Genomic DNA, 15,250 nt, shown 5'->3' with positions numbered 1-15,250 from the left:
CTCGCCACCCGAGCGAACAGGTCATCCAACCCCGCTACCCACGCAGCAACGTCATGATCCATCACAAGAGCGGCACACTACCCACCAAAGATCACAAACTGATGCTGGAGTACTAGGCGCCGTCCCGGATCCGATCACCGATCCGAGCCGCATGGCCAACCTGGCCATACGCCGGCGAGATCGGCTCGGAGGAGTTCTCCACGAGTACTCATATGCCGCTTGACCTGCACGGGTGGAGTTATCGACAGGCGCCCTGCGGGATCCCTGCGGAGGACCGGTTTGAGATCTTGTCAGGCCGCGGCGGATGTGATGTGATACCTCACCTTGCACACTTTTGAATACAAAATTCAGGAGGTGGCTTGCACCGACTTGGGGGCACGAACGGTGGACAGTGCAGCGACCGCGGCGAAGGCCATGCTCAGCCACATGTCGCCAGCACTGATCGAGCAGCCATATCAGTACCGGCGGCGGACCTTGGTCGAGCCGGACTGGACACGTTTCCCCGGCTGGGTTGACGTCACCCCAGAGCAATGGGCCAGCGCCCAATGGCAACGCGCGCACAGCGTCAAGAACATCGGTCAGCTAAGCGCGGTCCTGGGCAACCGGTTACACAACGACTTTTATGTCGGCCTCGCCAAGGACATCGAACAGTCGGCCACCATGCCGATGTTGCTGCCGCCGCAAGTGCTCAACACGATGGTCCCCAGGATCACCGGCACCCGGTCCGCTTCGTGGACCGACGAGTTCTACGCCGATCCCATTCGCCGCTGCATGCTCCCCGTCCATTCCGACAGACGGGCCGACTGGCCGTCGCACCCATTCGCCGCCCGCGACTCGCTGCACGAATACGAGATGTGGGCGGTCGAAGGACTGACACACCGCTATCCCACCAAAGTCCTCGCGGAATTGCTGTCGACCTGCCCGCAATATTGCGGACACTGCACCCGGATGGACCTGGTCGGCACCTCCACCCCCGCCGTCGCGAAGCGGCGGCTGACGCTCAAGCCGATCGACCGGCAGAGCGCGATCCTCGGTTACCTCGCTGATCATCCCGGTGTCCGTGACGTGGTCGTCTCGGGTGGCGATCTGGCGAACCTGCCCTGGGTTCACCTGGAGCGCTTCCTCATGCGGCTGCTGGAGATCGACACCGTTCGAGACATCCGGCTGGCCACCAAGGCGCTCATGGGACTTCCGCAGCACTGGCTGCAGGACGAGATCGTCGAGGGGATGGGTCGGGTGGCCGCGGCCGCCGCCGCGCGTGGGGTGAACCTGGCCATCCACACCCACATCAATCACGTCAACTCGGTGACTCCCGCTGTCGCCAAAGCCGCGGTCGCGATGGTGGACGCGGGCGTGCGGTATGTGCGCAATCAGGGCGTGCTGATGCGCGGGGTCAACGACACCTCATCCGACTTGCTCGATCTGTGTTTCGCGCTCCAGGACGAGGCGGCCATTCTTCCGTACTACTTCTACCTGTGCGACATGATCCCGGGCGCTGAACACTGGCGCACCTCGGTGGCCCGAGCCCGTGAGCTACAGGACGAGATCATGGGTTATCTGCCCGGGCACGCCACTCCCAGAATCGTCTGCGACGTGCCGAAGGTCGGTAAGCGCTGGGTTCACCAGGTCGCCGAATACGACAGGGAGCTGGGGATCTCCTACTGGTCGAAGAACTATCGGACCAGCCTGGACGGCGCTGACCCCGACGCCCTGAGCAGGCATTACCCGTTCTACGACCCCATCGACACCCTGCCCGTGGGTGGACGCGAGTGGTGGCGCACCGCGTTCCCCTCTCTTTAAGACCCGCTACGAGACCTCTTTGAGACCGGCCGGCATCGCACGCTTGAGGAGAGCTGTGAAAAAGGACGCGATTTTTCAGGCCATTGTGGCCGCTGCCGAGGATCTGTTTGAGCGGCCCATCACCGAGCAGGATGACTTCTTCTCACTCGGGGGTGACTCGCTCAACGCCGTCGAACTCGCGGCGAGATTGGAAGATCTGCTCGGCATAGAGTTGGACCTCCATACGCTCTGGGACGCCGAGACTTTCCTGGGATTCGCCGCCGAGCTCGCCGAGGAATGCGGTGCCGGTCTCGTTCTCGACCGCGAGTCGTCGCGATGACGCCGTACGAGTGGCTGCTCGGACATGCGGAGCTCCATCCCGAGTCGCCCGCGCTGACGCTCTGGCGGGACGGCGCGGCGTCTCACTCGTGGACGTGGCGCGCACTGAACGAGAGGGTGGATCGAACCCTGCGCGGGTTGAACGCCTACGGAGTTCGGCCTAGCGACAGGGTGGTCATCGTCCTCGCCAACGACGACACCTTCGTCTCGGCCATGCTCGCCTGCTCTGGGCGGGGCGGCATCGCCGTACCGGCTCCTGTGCCCGCGTCCGGCCGGCCTGCGGCCTTCAAGGAGCGCCTGCTCGGCATCGTCGGCGCCTGCGATCCCGTCTTGATCATCACGGCTGGGCACTGGCGGGAAGTCGTCCGTGAGATCACGGCGGAGGCGGGCCTGAGCCGCCCGGTGGTCTCCGAATCCGAGCTCGCCGAGACGGAGGCGGAGCTGAGGATCTCCCCGGACCGCGATGGTGTGGTGCTGCTGCAGTTCACCTCCGGGTCGACCAAGCGCCCCAGGGGCGTCAAGGTGACCACGGCCTCCCTCGCGGCGAACTGTGGGCAGACGGCTCTCGCCTATGGCGAGTCGGCTGACGACACGGCGGTCACCTGGGTGCCTCTCTTCCACGACATGGGCCTGGTGACCGGGCTGATGCGGCCGCTATTCCAGGGGTACCAGGCGGTTCTGCTGAGCCCGGGGGAGTTCGTCCGTGACCCCGTGCAGTGGTTGCGCGCGATCGACGATCGCGGCGGCACGCTGTCGAGTGCCCCGGATTTCGCCTATGAGCTGTGCGTGCGAAAGATCTCGTCCGAGCGAGTGCCGAGCCTGGATCTCAGCCGCTGGCGGGTGGCCAGGAACGCGGGTGAAGTGGTGAGAACGGCGACGATACGCCGATTCACCGAGCACTTCGCTCCGGCGGGCTTCCGTGAATCCGCTTTCGCCCCCTCGTACGGGTTGGCCGAAGCCACCCTGACCGTGACCACCAGCGGACCCGGCGTTCCCGTGCGCCATCTGAAGGTGAGCGCGAGCGCGTTGGCGCGAGGGGAGGTCACGGTCGCCGAATCCTCGGGTGATGACGTGCGATGGCTGAGTTCGAGCGGAAAGCCGGTCAGCGGAACCTCGGTGCGCATCGTCGACGCCGCCCCCGATGGCACGACGGTCGACGCCGCCCCTGAGAGCGTCGGGGAGATCCATGTCTCCGGCCCGCAATTGGGCGGCGGCTACTGGATGGCTCCCGAGGGGACCGCGAGTGCCGACCGATGGCATGCGACGGGAGATCTCGGTTTCCTCAAGGACGGCCACCTGTTCGTTCTCGGGCGCGCCGACGACACGCTGATCATCCAGGGCCGGAATTTCTTTTCCGTCGATGTCGCAGCGGTTTGCGACGAGTTCACCGAACTACGCAAGGGCAGATGCGCGGCTTTCGTCGCGGGGGATTCTCCTGAGGTACGGCTGTGCGCCGAGGTTTCCGATTCCGCCCCTCAGTCGCGAGATGAGCTCAATGCGCTCGCCAAACGCGTCAGAAGCGCGCTGGCGACACGGCTGGACCTTTTCGTCCGCGACGTACACCTGCTCCCCAAGGGGGCGCTACCGATGACGACCAGCGGAAAGGTGCGCGTGAGCGAGACCGGGAGGCGCTATGCCGACCAGCGAATCCAGCCGTTGTTCCTGAATTCTGAACAGTCGCTTGAGGGTGCGGCGGCACCCATTGTCGCGTGAGACACGGGTAGAATCTTGAATTTTGAGCGAGCTCTCCAATCGGCCTGGCGATCTCATCTTGACGTGGCTGGGTTCGACGGGGACGACAATTTCTTCGAACTCGGCGGCGATTCACTGGCCGCCCTCAAGATCGTCAATCAACTGACCGACCTCGGCATCTCCCTTTCGCTGTCGGATTTCTACGACCATCCGACGCTCAACGAACAACTCGCGTGGTTGTCATCGGCGGCCCCGGCGGAAGCCGCGGGGAGCGTCTCCCCTGGCGGTGAGCGGAGGCTGCCGCTGACCCCTCTCCAGCCGGTGCTCGTTCTCGACTCCCTGCGCCGTCCGGACAGCACCGCCTACTGGATGATCAGCTCGCATCGGTTCACTGAGCCCGTCTCCGTCGCGGCCGCCCAGCACGCCTGGGAGACGATGGTGACGAAGAACCCGGCGTTGCGAACCCGCATCCTTCGCGATTCCTCCGGGCTGTCTCAAGTGATCGACGTGGATTCCTCACGGGCCGAGCTGCGATGCCTCGAGTCCTTGTCGCCGGCCGGGACGACGCTGGCTGACTGGTCGGCTGAGAAGACCTCAAGGCTGCTCTACGAGGATCTGGACACGCTCGTGGCCGGATGGTTCATCGCCTCCTGGGACGAGGGGGACGGCACGGAGCCGGCCTCGGTGCTGGTGTTCGCCGCCCACCACGCTCTCCTGGACGGATGGTCGCTCGCACAATGCCTTGAGGACTTCGCGGAGGCGCTGGTCGCCCCGTCGGCACAGCCCGTCGTCCCCCGCCCCTCGGTCGCCGCCTATCTCGACTGGCGGGATCGGCACGGCGCCGAGGAGACGTCCTTCGAGTACTGGCGCGGCCGGCTGGCGGGCCGGCGCCCGGCTCAGCCGCTCGACTTCGCGCGCACGGCCGGTGAGGCGGCCGACTCCGCGGTGGCCGACGCGCGGGCGCACGTCCACGAGCTCTCGGCCTCCGACAGCGCCGCCGTCGCCGCCTACTGCGCCCGGCACGGGGTCACCCAGGCCGCCTTTCTGGCCCATGTGTGGGGTCGGGTGCTGGCCAGGTACCAGGAGGACCCGGATATCTGCGTCGGCCTGACGGTCAACATCCGGCCGGCGACGCTGCCCGGATCCACCCGATTGAGCGGCTGCCTGATCAACGTGGTGCCGCTCGTCTGTCCCGAGACCGGCGGGGAGGTCGTGGAGGGGATCAGATCGATGATGAACGCCATCACCGCCGCCTTCGAACACGGCCATGTGTCCCACCCCCGGATCTGCCAGGCGGCCGGACTGCCGCCGAGCACCCAGCTCTTCGCCTCGACCCTGGTGTTCCAGAACTTCGACGGCGATCTAGGAACGCTGGGAGCGGGCGCCCCGGTCGCGCACCTGGTCCACTCCAACAGCGGTACCGCCGATCCGTTGAGCCTGACCGTGAGCCTCGGCGAACGGATCAAGGTGCTGGCGGAATGGGATGACTCCCACTACGACGGAAAGGTCGTCACGTCGCTGCTGGAGGCGGTGGCGCACTTCGCGGTCCATCCGGAAGATATGCGGGCGGCTCTGACCCCGGCCGAGCAGGCCGGGGCGGTCCTCGGAACCGCGGCCAAGGCTCGCCCGTGGACGATCGGCCACTATCTGCGCGCGGCCGACGGCGGTGCGGTCGCTGTCGTCGACGAGAAGGACTCCTGCACGTACGCTGAACTGCTGGACCGGTCACAGGCGATGGCCGGCTATCTGCGCCACCACTTGGGCCTGCGTCCCGGAAGCCGGGTCGCCTTCATCGGCGGACGCGGCGTAGACGCCGTCGCCGCCATCTGCGGAGCCTGGCGAGCCGGGATCACCTGGTGCGCGGTCGACCCGGGCCTGCCGCCACGACGCCGACAGCAGCTTCTCGACGCGCTCCGCCCCGACCAGTGCGTCGTGCTGGAGCAGGACGCGTGGCGTGAGCCGCCCGAGACACCAAGCGACCTCGACGAGACGTTGCCGGCGGACGGCGCCGCCTACGCGGTGGCGACGTCGGGCAGCACCGGGACCCCCAAGGTCGTCGTGCTCGCGGCCGGCGGCCTGGCGCCGCTGGTCGAGGCCTGGCAGGAGACCTATGTCCCCGAACCCGGCGGGCATCGCGTGCTCCAGCTCGGAAGCTGGACCGCCGACGTGTTTCTGGGCGACCTCCTTAAGGCGCTGTGCACCGGCGGGCGCCTGGTGATCTGCCCCGACGAGCGGCGGATCGACATGGCCCATCTGGAAGCCCTGATCGGCGAGCACCGGATCACGCTCGTGGAGTCCACGCCCTCCCTCGTGTCGGCACTGCTCCGTCACCTCGACAGGAACGCCGGCGAGCGGGCGCGGCGGGAACCGTCCAGCCTGCGGACCGTCATCGTCGGCTCCGACGTCTTCCGCTTCGCTGAACTGGAGCACCTGCGGCGGCTCCTGCCTCCGAAGGTCCGGCTGATCAACGGCTACGGGCTCAGCGAATGCACGATCGAATCAGTGGTCTACGACAGTGCCCGCCCCGCCGGTGAGTCCCGTTCCGGCCTGTGCCCGATCGGGGAGCCGCTGCCCGGCACCGAGCTGGACATCGTGGACGGCGAAGGGCGGCGGCTGCCACGAGGCGCCCTGGGGGAGGTGCGGATCACCGGCCCTGGAGTCGGGCTCGGCTACCTGACCGAGGAAGGCCGGCCTGCTCCCGTCGGAGGCTTCGCCTCCCCGGACGGGGTCCGCTCCTACCGCACCGGGGATTTCGGCGTCATCGACATGGACGGAACGATCCAGTTCTTCGGACGCCGTGACGCTCAGATCAAGATTCGCGGCTACCGCGTCGAGCTCGGTGAGATCGAGAACCTGCTGCTCACCTACGACGGGGTCGACGAGGTTCACGTGCGCGCCAATGGCGACGCGGGCCTGCGAGCCTTCGTCGGCGCGCCCGGGACCCTCGACCCTGGTGCGCTGCGCGACTGGCTGGGCGATCGGCTTCCGCCGTATGCGGTTCCCCGTTCGATCGAGGCGATGCCGAGGCTGCCCAGAACCGAGAACGGCAAGATCGACCGTACGGCGCTGGCGGCCCGGCCCGAACCGGAGCCGACGACCGCATCGGGCGCCGGCCCGGCGCCGACCCCTCTCACCGCGGAGATCACCCGGATCTGGGAGGAACTGCTGGGCGTGAAGGTCGAGCCCGATCGCAGCTTCTTCGACTCGGGCGGCCACTCCATCCTGGTGATCACCCTGTTCGAGCGGCTGCGGGAGAGCCTCCCCGCCGCCGAGTTCACGCTCACCGACCTCTTCCGGTTTCCCACCGTCAACACCTTCGCGCGCCACCTTCGGGGTGTTCCGAACAGCAGGATGTCGATCCTTCAGGCGGTGGCGCGCGGCGAGCTGACCGCGCACGAGGGCTTCCAGTTGATCGGGGAGCTGACCACATGAGACCGGGTCTTCGGATCGAGGTACGTGACGGTCACATCGCGGTCGGTCGAGGTCGAGAGGAAGACGCTCGGGTGATCTTCTTCCCGCACGCCGGCGGGTCTGCGATCTCCATGCTGCCCCTGGCCTCGGAGCTTCCCGAAGGCGTCGAGGCGGTGTTGATCGACCTGCCGGGCCGGGGAGTTCGCGACAGGGAACCTGGGCTCGCCAGCTTCGACGAGGCGCGCCGGGAGCTCGCCCGCCAGGTGGAGCCGTTGCTGGATCGCTCGACGATCATGTTCGGGCACAGCCTGGGCGGGCTGCTGTGCGACGCCGTGGTCCGCAGCGTGTCGCCGCGGGCACGGGACTGGCTCAGGTGCGTGGTCGTCTCCTCCGCCCCCTCGCCCAGGCGGGCCACCGCCTTGTCCGAGGCGCTTCCCTCACCGCCTCCTCGGCGCTCGAAGGAGCGGCTGATGACCGAACTGATCGGGTACGGCGGCACGCCGGCCTCAGTCTTCGAGATTCCGGACCTGCTGGAAGGCGCTCTCATGGCTTTCGGCGACGACCTGCTCATCATGGACTCGTACCGGCTCCACCCATGCTCGCCGCCGCCTGAGACGGCCTATGAGCTGTGGACCGGGGGGCAGGACGCCTCGGCCGCTTCTGACGAGCCCGAAGCCTGGGCCGACGTGCTGGTCCGTCCCCCTCGGACGCGGGTGTTCCCAGGCGGCCACTTCTATCTACTCGAACGCTCCGAGGCCCGCGAGTGCCTGCACCGCGTGGTGCGGGACCGGCTGCGTCAGCACAACCAGGAGGCGTCCACATGAGCGAACTCATGACCTCGATCTTGGGGCTGCTCTCACGAGGGCACATCGACCGCCGCACAGCCCAGGCTCTGGTGGAAGCGGTCAGGACGACGACACCCGCCAAGCCGGAAGCGGCCGATCAGCCGGGACAGCCGGACGCGATCGCGGTGATCGGCATCGCCGCGCAACTTCCCGGCGCCCCGGTCTATGACCGGTTCTGGGATGTGCTCATGTCCGGCAAGGACCAAGTGGAAGCCGCACCCCGGCGCCGCCGGGAGCTGTGCGAGCCGCTGCTGACCGAGGCGGACCCCGAGCCCGAATTCCTCACCGCGGCCTGGCTGGAGGACATCGATCGTTTCGACGCCGAATTCTTCGGCATCACCCCCGCCGACGCCCGCACCATGGACCCGCAGCAACGCCGCTTCCTCCAGGTCGCCTACCACTGCCTGGAGGACGCCGGCCAGGTGGGCCGCATCCGCGGCAGCCGTACCGGCGTCTATGTCTCGGCGGCGCCGGGGGACTACTCCGGAGCGCTCGGTGACCTGCCCCCGTCCGGCGTGCCGGGTGTGGTGCCCTCCTTCGCGGCGTCCCGGCTGTCCTTCCACTTCGACCTGCGCGGTCCGGCCTTCGTCTCCAGCGCCACCTGCGCCTCGTCCTTGCTCGTCCTGCACGAGGCCTGCCTGGGGCTGCGCGCCGGCGATTGCGACACGGCGCTGGTGGGGGGCGTGAACCTGTTCTCCCTGCCGCTCGCTTCCGGCCAGCTCATGGACGCCGCCGGGATCATGGCGGACGACCATCGCTCGCGCCCCTTCGACCACGAAGGCGTCGGGATCGGGCGGGGCGAGGGGATCGTGGCGCTCCTCCTCAAGCCTCTGGACCGGGCGGTGCGTGACGGGGACCGCGTGCACGCCGTGATCCGAGGCTCCGCCGTCAACAACGACGGCGCCTCGGCCTCCCTGACCGCCCCCAACCCGGGGGCGCACACCGACCTGCTGCTCGAAGCGTGGCGCCGGGCGGGAGTGGGACCGGAGTCGCTGTGCTACATCGAGGCGCACGGAACCGGTACGGCTCTCGGCGATCCCATCGAGATCCGCGGCATTGCCGATGCGGTGGCCCGCCACAACGATCGGCGCCAGTTCATCGCGATCGGCTCGGTGAAGGGCAACATCGGGCATCTCATCGACGGCGCGGCGGGGCTCTCCGGCATGGTCAAGGCCATACTGGTGCTCAAGAACGGCTACGTGCCGCCGACGGTGAACCTGCGTGAGCCCAACCGGCACATAGATTTCCTGAACTCCCCGGTCTTCGTGCCCACCGAACCGTGGAACCTGCGCGCGGCCCGCACCGGCGGCGAGCCGCTGCGCGCCGGAGTGAGCTGCTTCGGCTTCAACGGCACCAACGTGCACGTGGTCCTGGAGGAGGCGCCGCGACGGGCCGGCGTCGCCGTACCCGGTCAGCCGCTGCCGAGTGCGCGGCCATGGGTGTTCCCGATCTCCGCACGCTCCCGCACCTCTCTGCGCGCGCTGATCGAGGCCCACGCACGGTACGGCACGGCCGCACGCCCTCGCGACCTCGCCTTCAGCCTCTGGGCGGGACGCGAACACCACTCCTGCCGGGTCGCGATCATTGCCTCTGACCTGGAGACTTTCACCGACACCTGCCAGACGCTGGCCGGGATGGACGTCGACGACTGGGCGAAGGTCGCGGGCGCCTGGACGGCGGACGGCTTACCTCGTGCCGCCGGGACCGCCGAAGAGATCCTGGCGCGCGGCTACGTGGCCGGAGAGCACCCACGCTGGCCGGAGCTGTTCGAGGACGGAGCGCCTCCGCTGCTGGTGGATCTGCCGCTGTATCCGTTCGACGAGGACTCCTTCTGGCTCGGCGACGGCGGCTCGCCCGCGCAGGACTCCGCCCCCGCCGACGACACGCTGACCGCGCTGCTCGACGCGGTGAGCCGGGCCCTCGGCTACGAGGCGGTGAGCCCGGCCGACTCCTTCATCGGACTGGGCGGAACCTCGCTCTCGGCCATGCAGGTGCAGCTCACACTCCGGCGCGAGTACGGCCGGCAGGTGGACATGGCCGATCTCCTCGGCGCCGAGCATTTCGCGGAACTCGCCGCACTCATCGACTTCTCCCACGTAGACCTCCAGCAAAGCCGAGGGTGAGCCACCATGTCAGACACCCGCACCATGACCGTGATGACCCTGCTAGCCGACGGGAAGATCACCGCAGAGCAAGCCTCTGAGCTGCTGGCCGACCAGCGGCTCAGGCCGGAGAACGGAGCCGTCGCCGCGCTCGGGGCGGCGGTCCGGATGCCCGGGGCCGGCGACCTGGACGAACTGTGGCTCCGGCTCGTCGAGGCGAAGTCCCTGATCGGTCCCTTCCCCACCCAGCGCTTCGACCTGGTCACCGGAGCCCGCGAGGACCTGGCGGAGCGGCACGGCCATCAGCGTGAGCGTCTCGGCTCCGACAGCCGCTCGTTCGGCGGCTGGCTCCGCGACATCGAGCAGTTCGATCATGACGCTTTCGGGCTGAGCGCCTTCGAGGCCGAGTTCCTGGGCCCGGCCGAACGCCTCCTGCTGCAGGTGACCGAGGAGGCGATCACCCTGTCCGGCCTCAAGTCCGCCGACCTGCGCGGCACCCGGACGGGCGTGTTCGGCGCCTACCAGCCGAACTCCAGCTTCGAATACCTGCAGCTCTTCGACGACCCCGACGAGCGTGCGTTCGTCTCCAACATCCCGGCGAACGCCTTCTACCGGATCGCCTACACCCATGACCTGCGCGGCCCGGTCATGGGCGTCGACACCACCTGCTCGTCGTCACTGGCCGCCCTGCACCTGGCACGGAGGGCTCTCCAGGCCGGCGAGTGCGATCTCGCCATCGTCGCGAGCATCAGCCTCAGCCTGTTTCCCTTCTGGAACGACGAGTCCGACTACTTCGTCAAGAGCCCGCACCACAGGAGCGCCGCCTACGACGCGGCGGCGGACGGCGTGGCCTGGGGCGAGGGCGTCATCGCCGTCGTCCTCAAACGAGCCGAGGACGCCGTACGCGACCGCGACTATATCAGCGCGCTGGTCACCGGATCGGCGGTCAACAGCGACGGCGCCTCCAACGGGATGCCCGTGCCCAACCCCGAGGCACACCATGACGTGGTCCGGGCCGCGCTGGCCGAGGCCGGCGTCTCAGCGTCCGACATCGGCTACGTGGAGGGCCACGGCGCCGGCACGGCCTTGGGCGACGTCATCGAGGTGGACGCCCTGAGCAAGGCGTTCCGCGCCGACACCGCTGAGACCGGCTACTGCCGGCTCGGCTCGATCAAAGCGGTGATGGGCCACCTGGGTGACTCGGCCGGCCTCGCCGGCTTCGTCGAGGCGATGCTCTGCCTGCAACAGCGGAGTTTTCCCGGGCTCGCCGGGCTGTCGCGGCCCAACCCTGCCATCGACTGGGCGCGCACGCCTTTCGTGGTCAGCGCCGAGCCGGCGCCGTGGGCGGCGCCGGCCGGCGGGGCGCCCCGCCGGGCGGGCGTCTCGTCGCTGGGCATCAGCGGCACCAACGTGCACGTGATCCTCGAAGAGCCGGCGGCGGTGGAGCCGACCGCGCCCACCTCGGTCATGACACCGGTGTTCGTCTCCGCCAGAACCCGGTGGGCCCTGTGGGAGCTGATCAGACGACTCGCCGAGGGCATCGATCAGGGCGCCGCGATCCACGACGTCGCCCACACGCTGGCGCGCCGCGGCGTCGGGCCCGCCCGCCTGGGCGTCTTCGCCACCGACACCGCCGACCTCCTGCACAAGCTCGGCCAGCTCCTGCCGGTGCGGGAGTTCGACCGGATTCCCGACCACCTCGCCGGACAGTACGTGTTCGTCTCCGACGCCGTCGAGGGGGGAGAGCAGTCACTCAGCCTGCTGAGCGACACGACCGGCGAGCGCATCTCGCCCGACGATGTCGCACTGATGACCCGCTACCTGAAGCACGCTGAAGCCAGCGACGAGTGTCTGCGGAGGCTCGCCCCCGGCCGGGTCCTCCCGCTGCCGTTGGCCCCCATGACGACCAGGCGCGTCTGGCCGGCTGTCACCGAGCGGTCGGTGGACGTGGCCGACCTGTTCTTCCGGCCCGCATGGGTGCCGATGGAGCCGCTCGCGGCCGCAGCCTCGACCGGCGGGACCTGGGTGGCCTTCGCCCGGACGGATGACCCCGTCGCGGAGGCGGTCGTCGGGCGCCTGCGGGCCGGCGGCTCCAGAGTGGTTCTCGCGACGGCCGCGAGCGGATTCACCCGGTTCGGCCCCGACCACTTCGGCCTGGCGCTCGACAGCCTTGAGGACCTCGGCCGGCTGTGGAGTTCCGTCGGTCCGCTCAGCGAGGTCGCCGGAGTCGTCCACCTGCTCGGATACGGCTCGGCCGAACACCCGATGGCCAGCGAGAAGGCCCTGCACGACAGTCAGCGCGACGGGGTCTTCTCCCTCTTCCACCTCGGCCAGAGCATGATCCCGCTCGGCCTGGAGCACCCCATGGTGCTGGCCGTGGTGGCCTCGCTTGCGGAACCGGTGGTGGAGGGCGAGGACTACGCGCCGCCCCGGGTGACGGGTTTCGGCTTTGCCAAGGTGTTGTCGCAGGAGGTGCCGCACCTGTCCGAGGTCGCCGTGGACCACGACCTCGGCGGCTCCCCGGCGGAGGCCGCCGACCAGATCGTCGCGGAGATCACCGCCGACCCCCGTGATCGGCTGCGGCTGGTCGCCTACCGCGCCGGCCGGCGCTACAGCAAGCACATCAACCGGGCCGAGGAGGGGGGAGGCACCCCGCTGACGATCCGTCAGGGCGGCGCGTACGTGATCGCGGGCGGTACGGGCTATCTCGGCATGCAGGTGGGCACGTTCCTGGCGGAACACGGCGCGGGCAGCATCGTCCTGCTGTCGCGCAACGGGCTGCCCGACGGCCCCGGCCACGCCGACAAGGCCGAGGCGATCCGGAGGATGGAGGAGTGCGGGGCCTCGGTCCGCGTTCTGCGCTGTGACATCACCCGCGAGTCAGAGGTGGCCCGGGCCTTCGCTGAGATCCGCGGTGAGCGAGGCCGGATCGACGGCGCCTTCATGCTGGCCAAGGAGCTGTTCCATCTCTGGATCGGCGAGCTCGACTTCCCGCGTTTCCGCCGGGGAATCGAGAACCGGGTCCTCGGCACCTGGTGGCTGGCCGAAGAGCTGCGCCAGGACAAGCCGGACTTCCTGGTGCTGTTCTCCTCCGTCTCCTCGCTGTCCGGGACCAAGGGCGCGGCCGAGTGCGCCGCAGTCAACCAGTACCTGGACGCGCTCGCCCCGCACCTCACGCGCAGCGGCATCGCGACCTACACCCTCAACCTCACCCTGATCCTCGACGACCGATCGGACTTCGCGGCCAAGACGCCGATTCCGCCGATCGACTTCGCTGAGTTCCGGGCGGCGCTGGAGCGGTTCTTCAGGGACGCCCACGCCGTCGACATCGTGGCGCGGCTCGACCTGGACGAGGTGCACTACCTGCGCGACGTGCTGCGCATCCCCTTCGGGCCAGCGGTGTGGGCGGAGGCTGCCCAGAGCAGCGCGGGCCCCGACGCCGTCCACGACGACGCGGTCGAGTGGGACGAGGACCTGGTCCGCGACCGGCTGGCCCAGGCGTGGCGGACCACCCTGGGACGGTTCACGGCGGAGCCCGCCGAGAACTTCTTCGCCGCCGGCGGGACGTCGCTCAGCGCGGTCAGGCTGGTTCACGTGGTCGGCAGGTCGATGCCGGGAGCGGCCTTCGACGTGGCGGCCCTCTACGGCAACCCGACGTTCGCCGCCCAGGTGGCCTACTGCGTCAGACAGCTTCAGCGCGCCCCCGAGACCGGCCACGACCTCGAATCCATCCTGGCGCGGGTCGAGCGCGGCGAGTTGTCCGACGCGGAAGCGGCCGCGCTGCTGGCCGAGATTCCGGGTGGTCTCCTGTGAGCATCGGAGTGATCTTCCCCGGCCAGGGTTCTCAGGTTCCCGGCATGGGCCAGGACCTGTACCGAGGGGACGAACAGGCGCGCGGCCTCTACGACACGGCGTCCGAGATTCTCGGCTACGACCTGCTGCGGGCCTGTGAGGACCGCAACGGGGAACTGGCCGACACCACGATCCTGCAACCGGCGATCCTCGTTCACAGCGTGGCGGCCTGGACGTTGCTGTCCAGATCGTTGCCCGAGCGGCCCGTCGTCATGGCGGGGCACAGCCTCGGCGAGCTGTCGGCCCTGGTCTGCGCCGGCGCCCTCGACTTCCGCGCCGCGGTGACGCTGGCCAGGCGTCGAGGTCAGCTCATGGCCTCGTGCCCGCCCGGCGCGATGGCCGTCGTATTCGGCCCGCCGGCGGACGAGGTCGGCCGCGTGCTCGCGGAGAGCGCCGGCGGTGGCGTCGTCGTCGTGGCCAACCGGAACTCTCACGACCAGTGCGTCATCAGCGGGGAGATCGAGGCGGTCGAGGCGGCCCGGACGGCGCTGTCCGACCACGGAGCGGTGACCAGGCCGCTGAAGGTCGCGGTTGCCTCGCACAGCCCCCTGATGCGCCAGGCGGTCGAACCGTTCGCGCGGGCTGTGGCCCAGGCGGCCATCCGGGACGCCGAGATCCCGATCGTCTGCGCCTGCGTCGGCGAGCTCCTCCGCACGGCCGAGGAGCTGGCCGGCAGCCTGCGCGAGCAACTGACCGGATGCGTCGACTGGCCTGGCGCGGTCCGGCTCATACGCGCCCAAGGCGTCGACGTGCTGATCGAGGCGGGACCCAAGACGGTGCTTCGCGACCTGACCCGCACGGTGGCTCCCGAGGTCACCGCCTGGTCGTGCGACAGCGTGCGCGCCGTCCAAGAGGTGGCCGCCGCCTTGTCGGGCGGCGACGCGCGAGCCGAGGTGGACAGCGTGGAGGAGTTCCTGCTGGCGGCCCTCCGCTTGATCGTCGGGACTCCCGCCCTCGCGCGACTGTCCTCCGAAGCGTTCGAAACGGAGATCCGAGCGCCCTACGCGCGTCTGGTGGACGCGCTCGACGCGGTCCGCGCCGCGCGCGTGCCCGACCACAAGCCGGTGCTGGACCAGACCGTCCGTGACGTCGGCGGCGTGCTGCGGGCCAAGGGATTCACGGACCAGCAAAGCCACGCCGCGATCGAGCGGGCTCTGGCTTCGGCCACCGCCCCGGCTCGCCGCCGTGCCGTACCTGATCAGGCGGGTTCGTCCGCCGAGGAGCTCTGAG

At 69.2% G+C, this 15,250-nt stretch carries 8 protein-coding genes; all 8 read left to right on the top strand.

The annotated features are described in order from the left end of the window. The first annotated feature begins 354 nt into the window (after window positions 1-354). Entirely contained in the window at window positions 355-1,800 is a 1,446-nt protein-coding gene (locus tag ACWDS7_RS18680; protein WP_451930284.1) for a KamA family radical SAM protein, read from the top strand. Window positions 1,801-1,855: 55 nt separating this feature from the next. After that, complete coding sequence (locus ACWDS7_RS18675) at window positions 1,856-2,119, top strand: phosphopantetheine-binding protein (protein ID WP_451930283.1); 264 nt, start codon at window positions 1,856-1,858, stop codon at window positions 2,117-2,119. Then, a complete protein-coding gene (locus ACWDS7_RS18670) occupies window positions 2,116-3,831 on the top strand; it encodes a fatty acyl-AMP ligase (RefSeq protein ID WP_451930282.1) in 1,716 nt (571 codons plus the stop codon). The genes ACWDS7_RS18675 and ACWDS7_RS18670 overlap by 4 nt, the downstream gene beginning before the upstream one ends. A gap of 15 nt (window positions 3,832-3,846) precedes the next feature. Further along, window positions 3,847-7,242, top strand: a complete 3,396-nt coding sequence (locus ACWDS7_RS18665) for an AMP-binding protein (RefSeq protein ID WP_451930281.1) — start codon at window positions 3,847-3,849, stop codon at window positions 7,240-7,242. Window positions 7,243-7,313: 71 nt separating this feature from the next. Continuing rightward, on the top strand, window positions 7,314-8,045 hold the full coding sequence (locus ACWDS7_RS18660) for a thioesterase II family protein (protein WP_451930280.1): 732 nt from the start codon (window positions 7,314-7,316) through the stop codon (window positions 8,043-8,045). Continuing rightward, window positions 8,042-10,189, top strand: a complete 2,148-nt coding sequence (locus tag ACWDS7_RS18655; RefSeq protein ID WP_451930279.1) for a beta-ketoacyl synthase N-terminal-like domain-containing protein — start codon at window positions 8,042-8,044, stop codon at window positions 10,187-10,189. Before ACWDS7_RS18660 ends, ACWDS7_RS18655 begins: the two co-directional genes overlap by 4 nt. Window positions 10,190-10,222: 33 nt before the next feature. Beyond that, window positions 10,223-13,981, top strand: a complete 3,759-nt coding sequence (locus tag ACWDS7_RS18650; RefSeq protein WP_451930278.1) for a beta-ketoacyl synthase N-terminal-like domain-containing protein — start codon at window positions 10,223-10,225, stop codon at window positions 13,979-13,981. Beyond that, on the top strand, window positions 13,978-15,249 hold the full coding sequence (locus ACWDS7_RS18645; RefSeq protein WP_451930277.1) for an ACP S-malonyltransferase: 1,272 nt from the start codon (window positions 13,978-13,980) through the stop codon (window positions 15,247-15,249). The genes ACWDS7_RS18650 and ACWDS7_RS18645 overlap by 4 nt, the downstream gene beginning before the upstream one ends. Window position 15,250: the final 1 nt, after the last annotated feature.

It is taken from the genome of Streptosporangium sp. NPDC003464, from assembly GCF_053588315.1.
Note: the sequence above shows the minus strand (reverse complement) of the source record. Positions and strands in the feature narration are given on the sequence as shown.

Coding starts and splice junctions, on each gene's coding strand:
- ACWDS7_RS18670 (WP_451930282.1), top strand. CDS start 2,116: ATGACGCCGTACGAGTGGCTGCTCGGACATGCGGAGCTCCATCCCGAG.
- ACWDS7_RS18655 (WP_451930279.1), top strand. CDS start 8,042: ATGAGCGAACTCATGACCTCGATCTTGGGGCTGCTCTCACGAGGGCAC.
- ACWDS7_RS18650 (WP_451930278.1), top strand. CDS start 10,223: ATGACCCTGCTAGCCGACGGGAAGATCACCGCAGAGCAAGCCTCTGAG.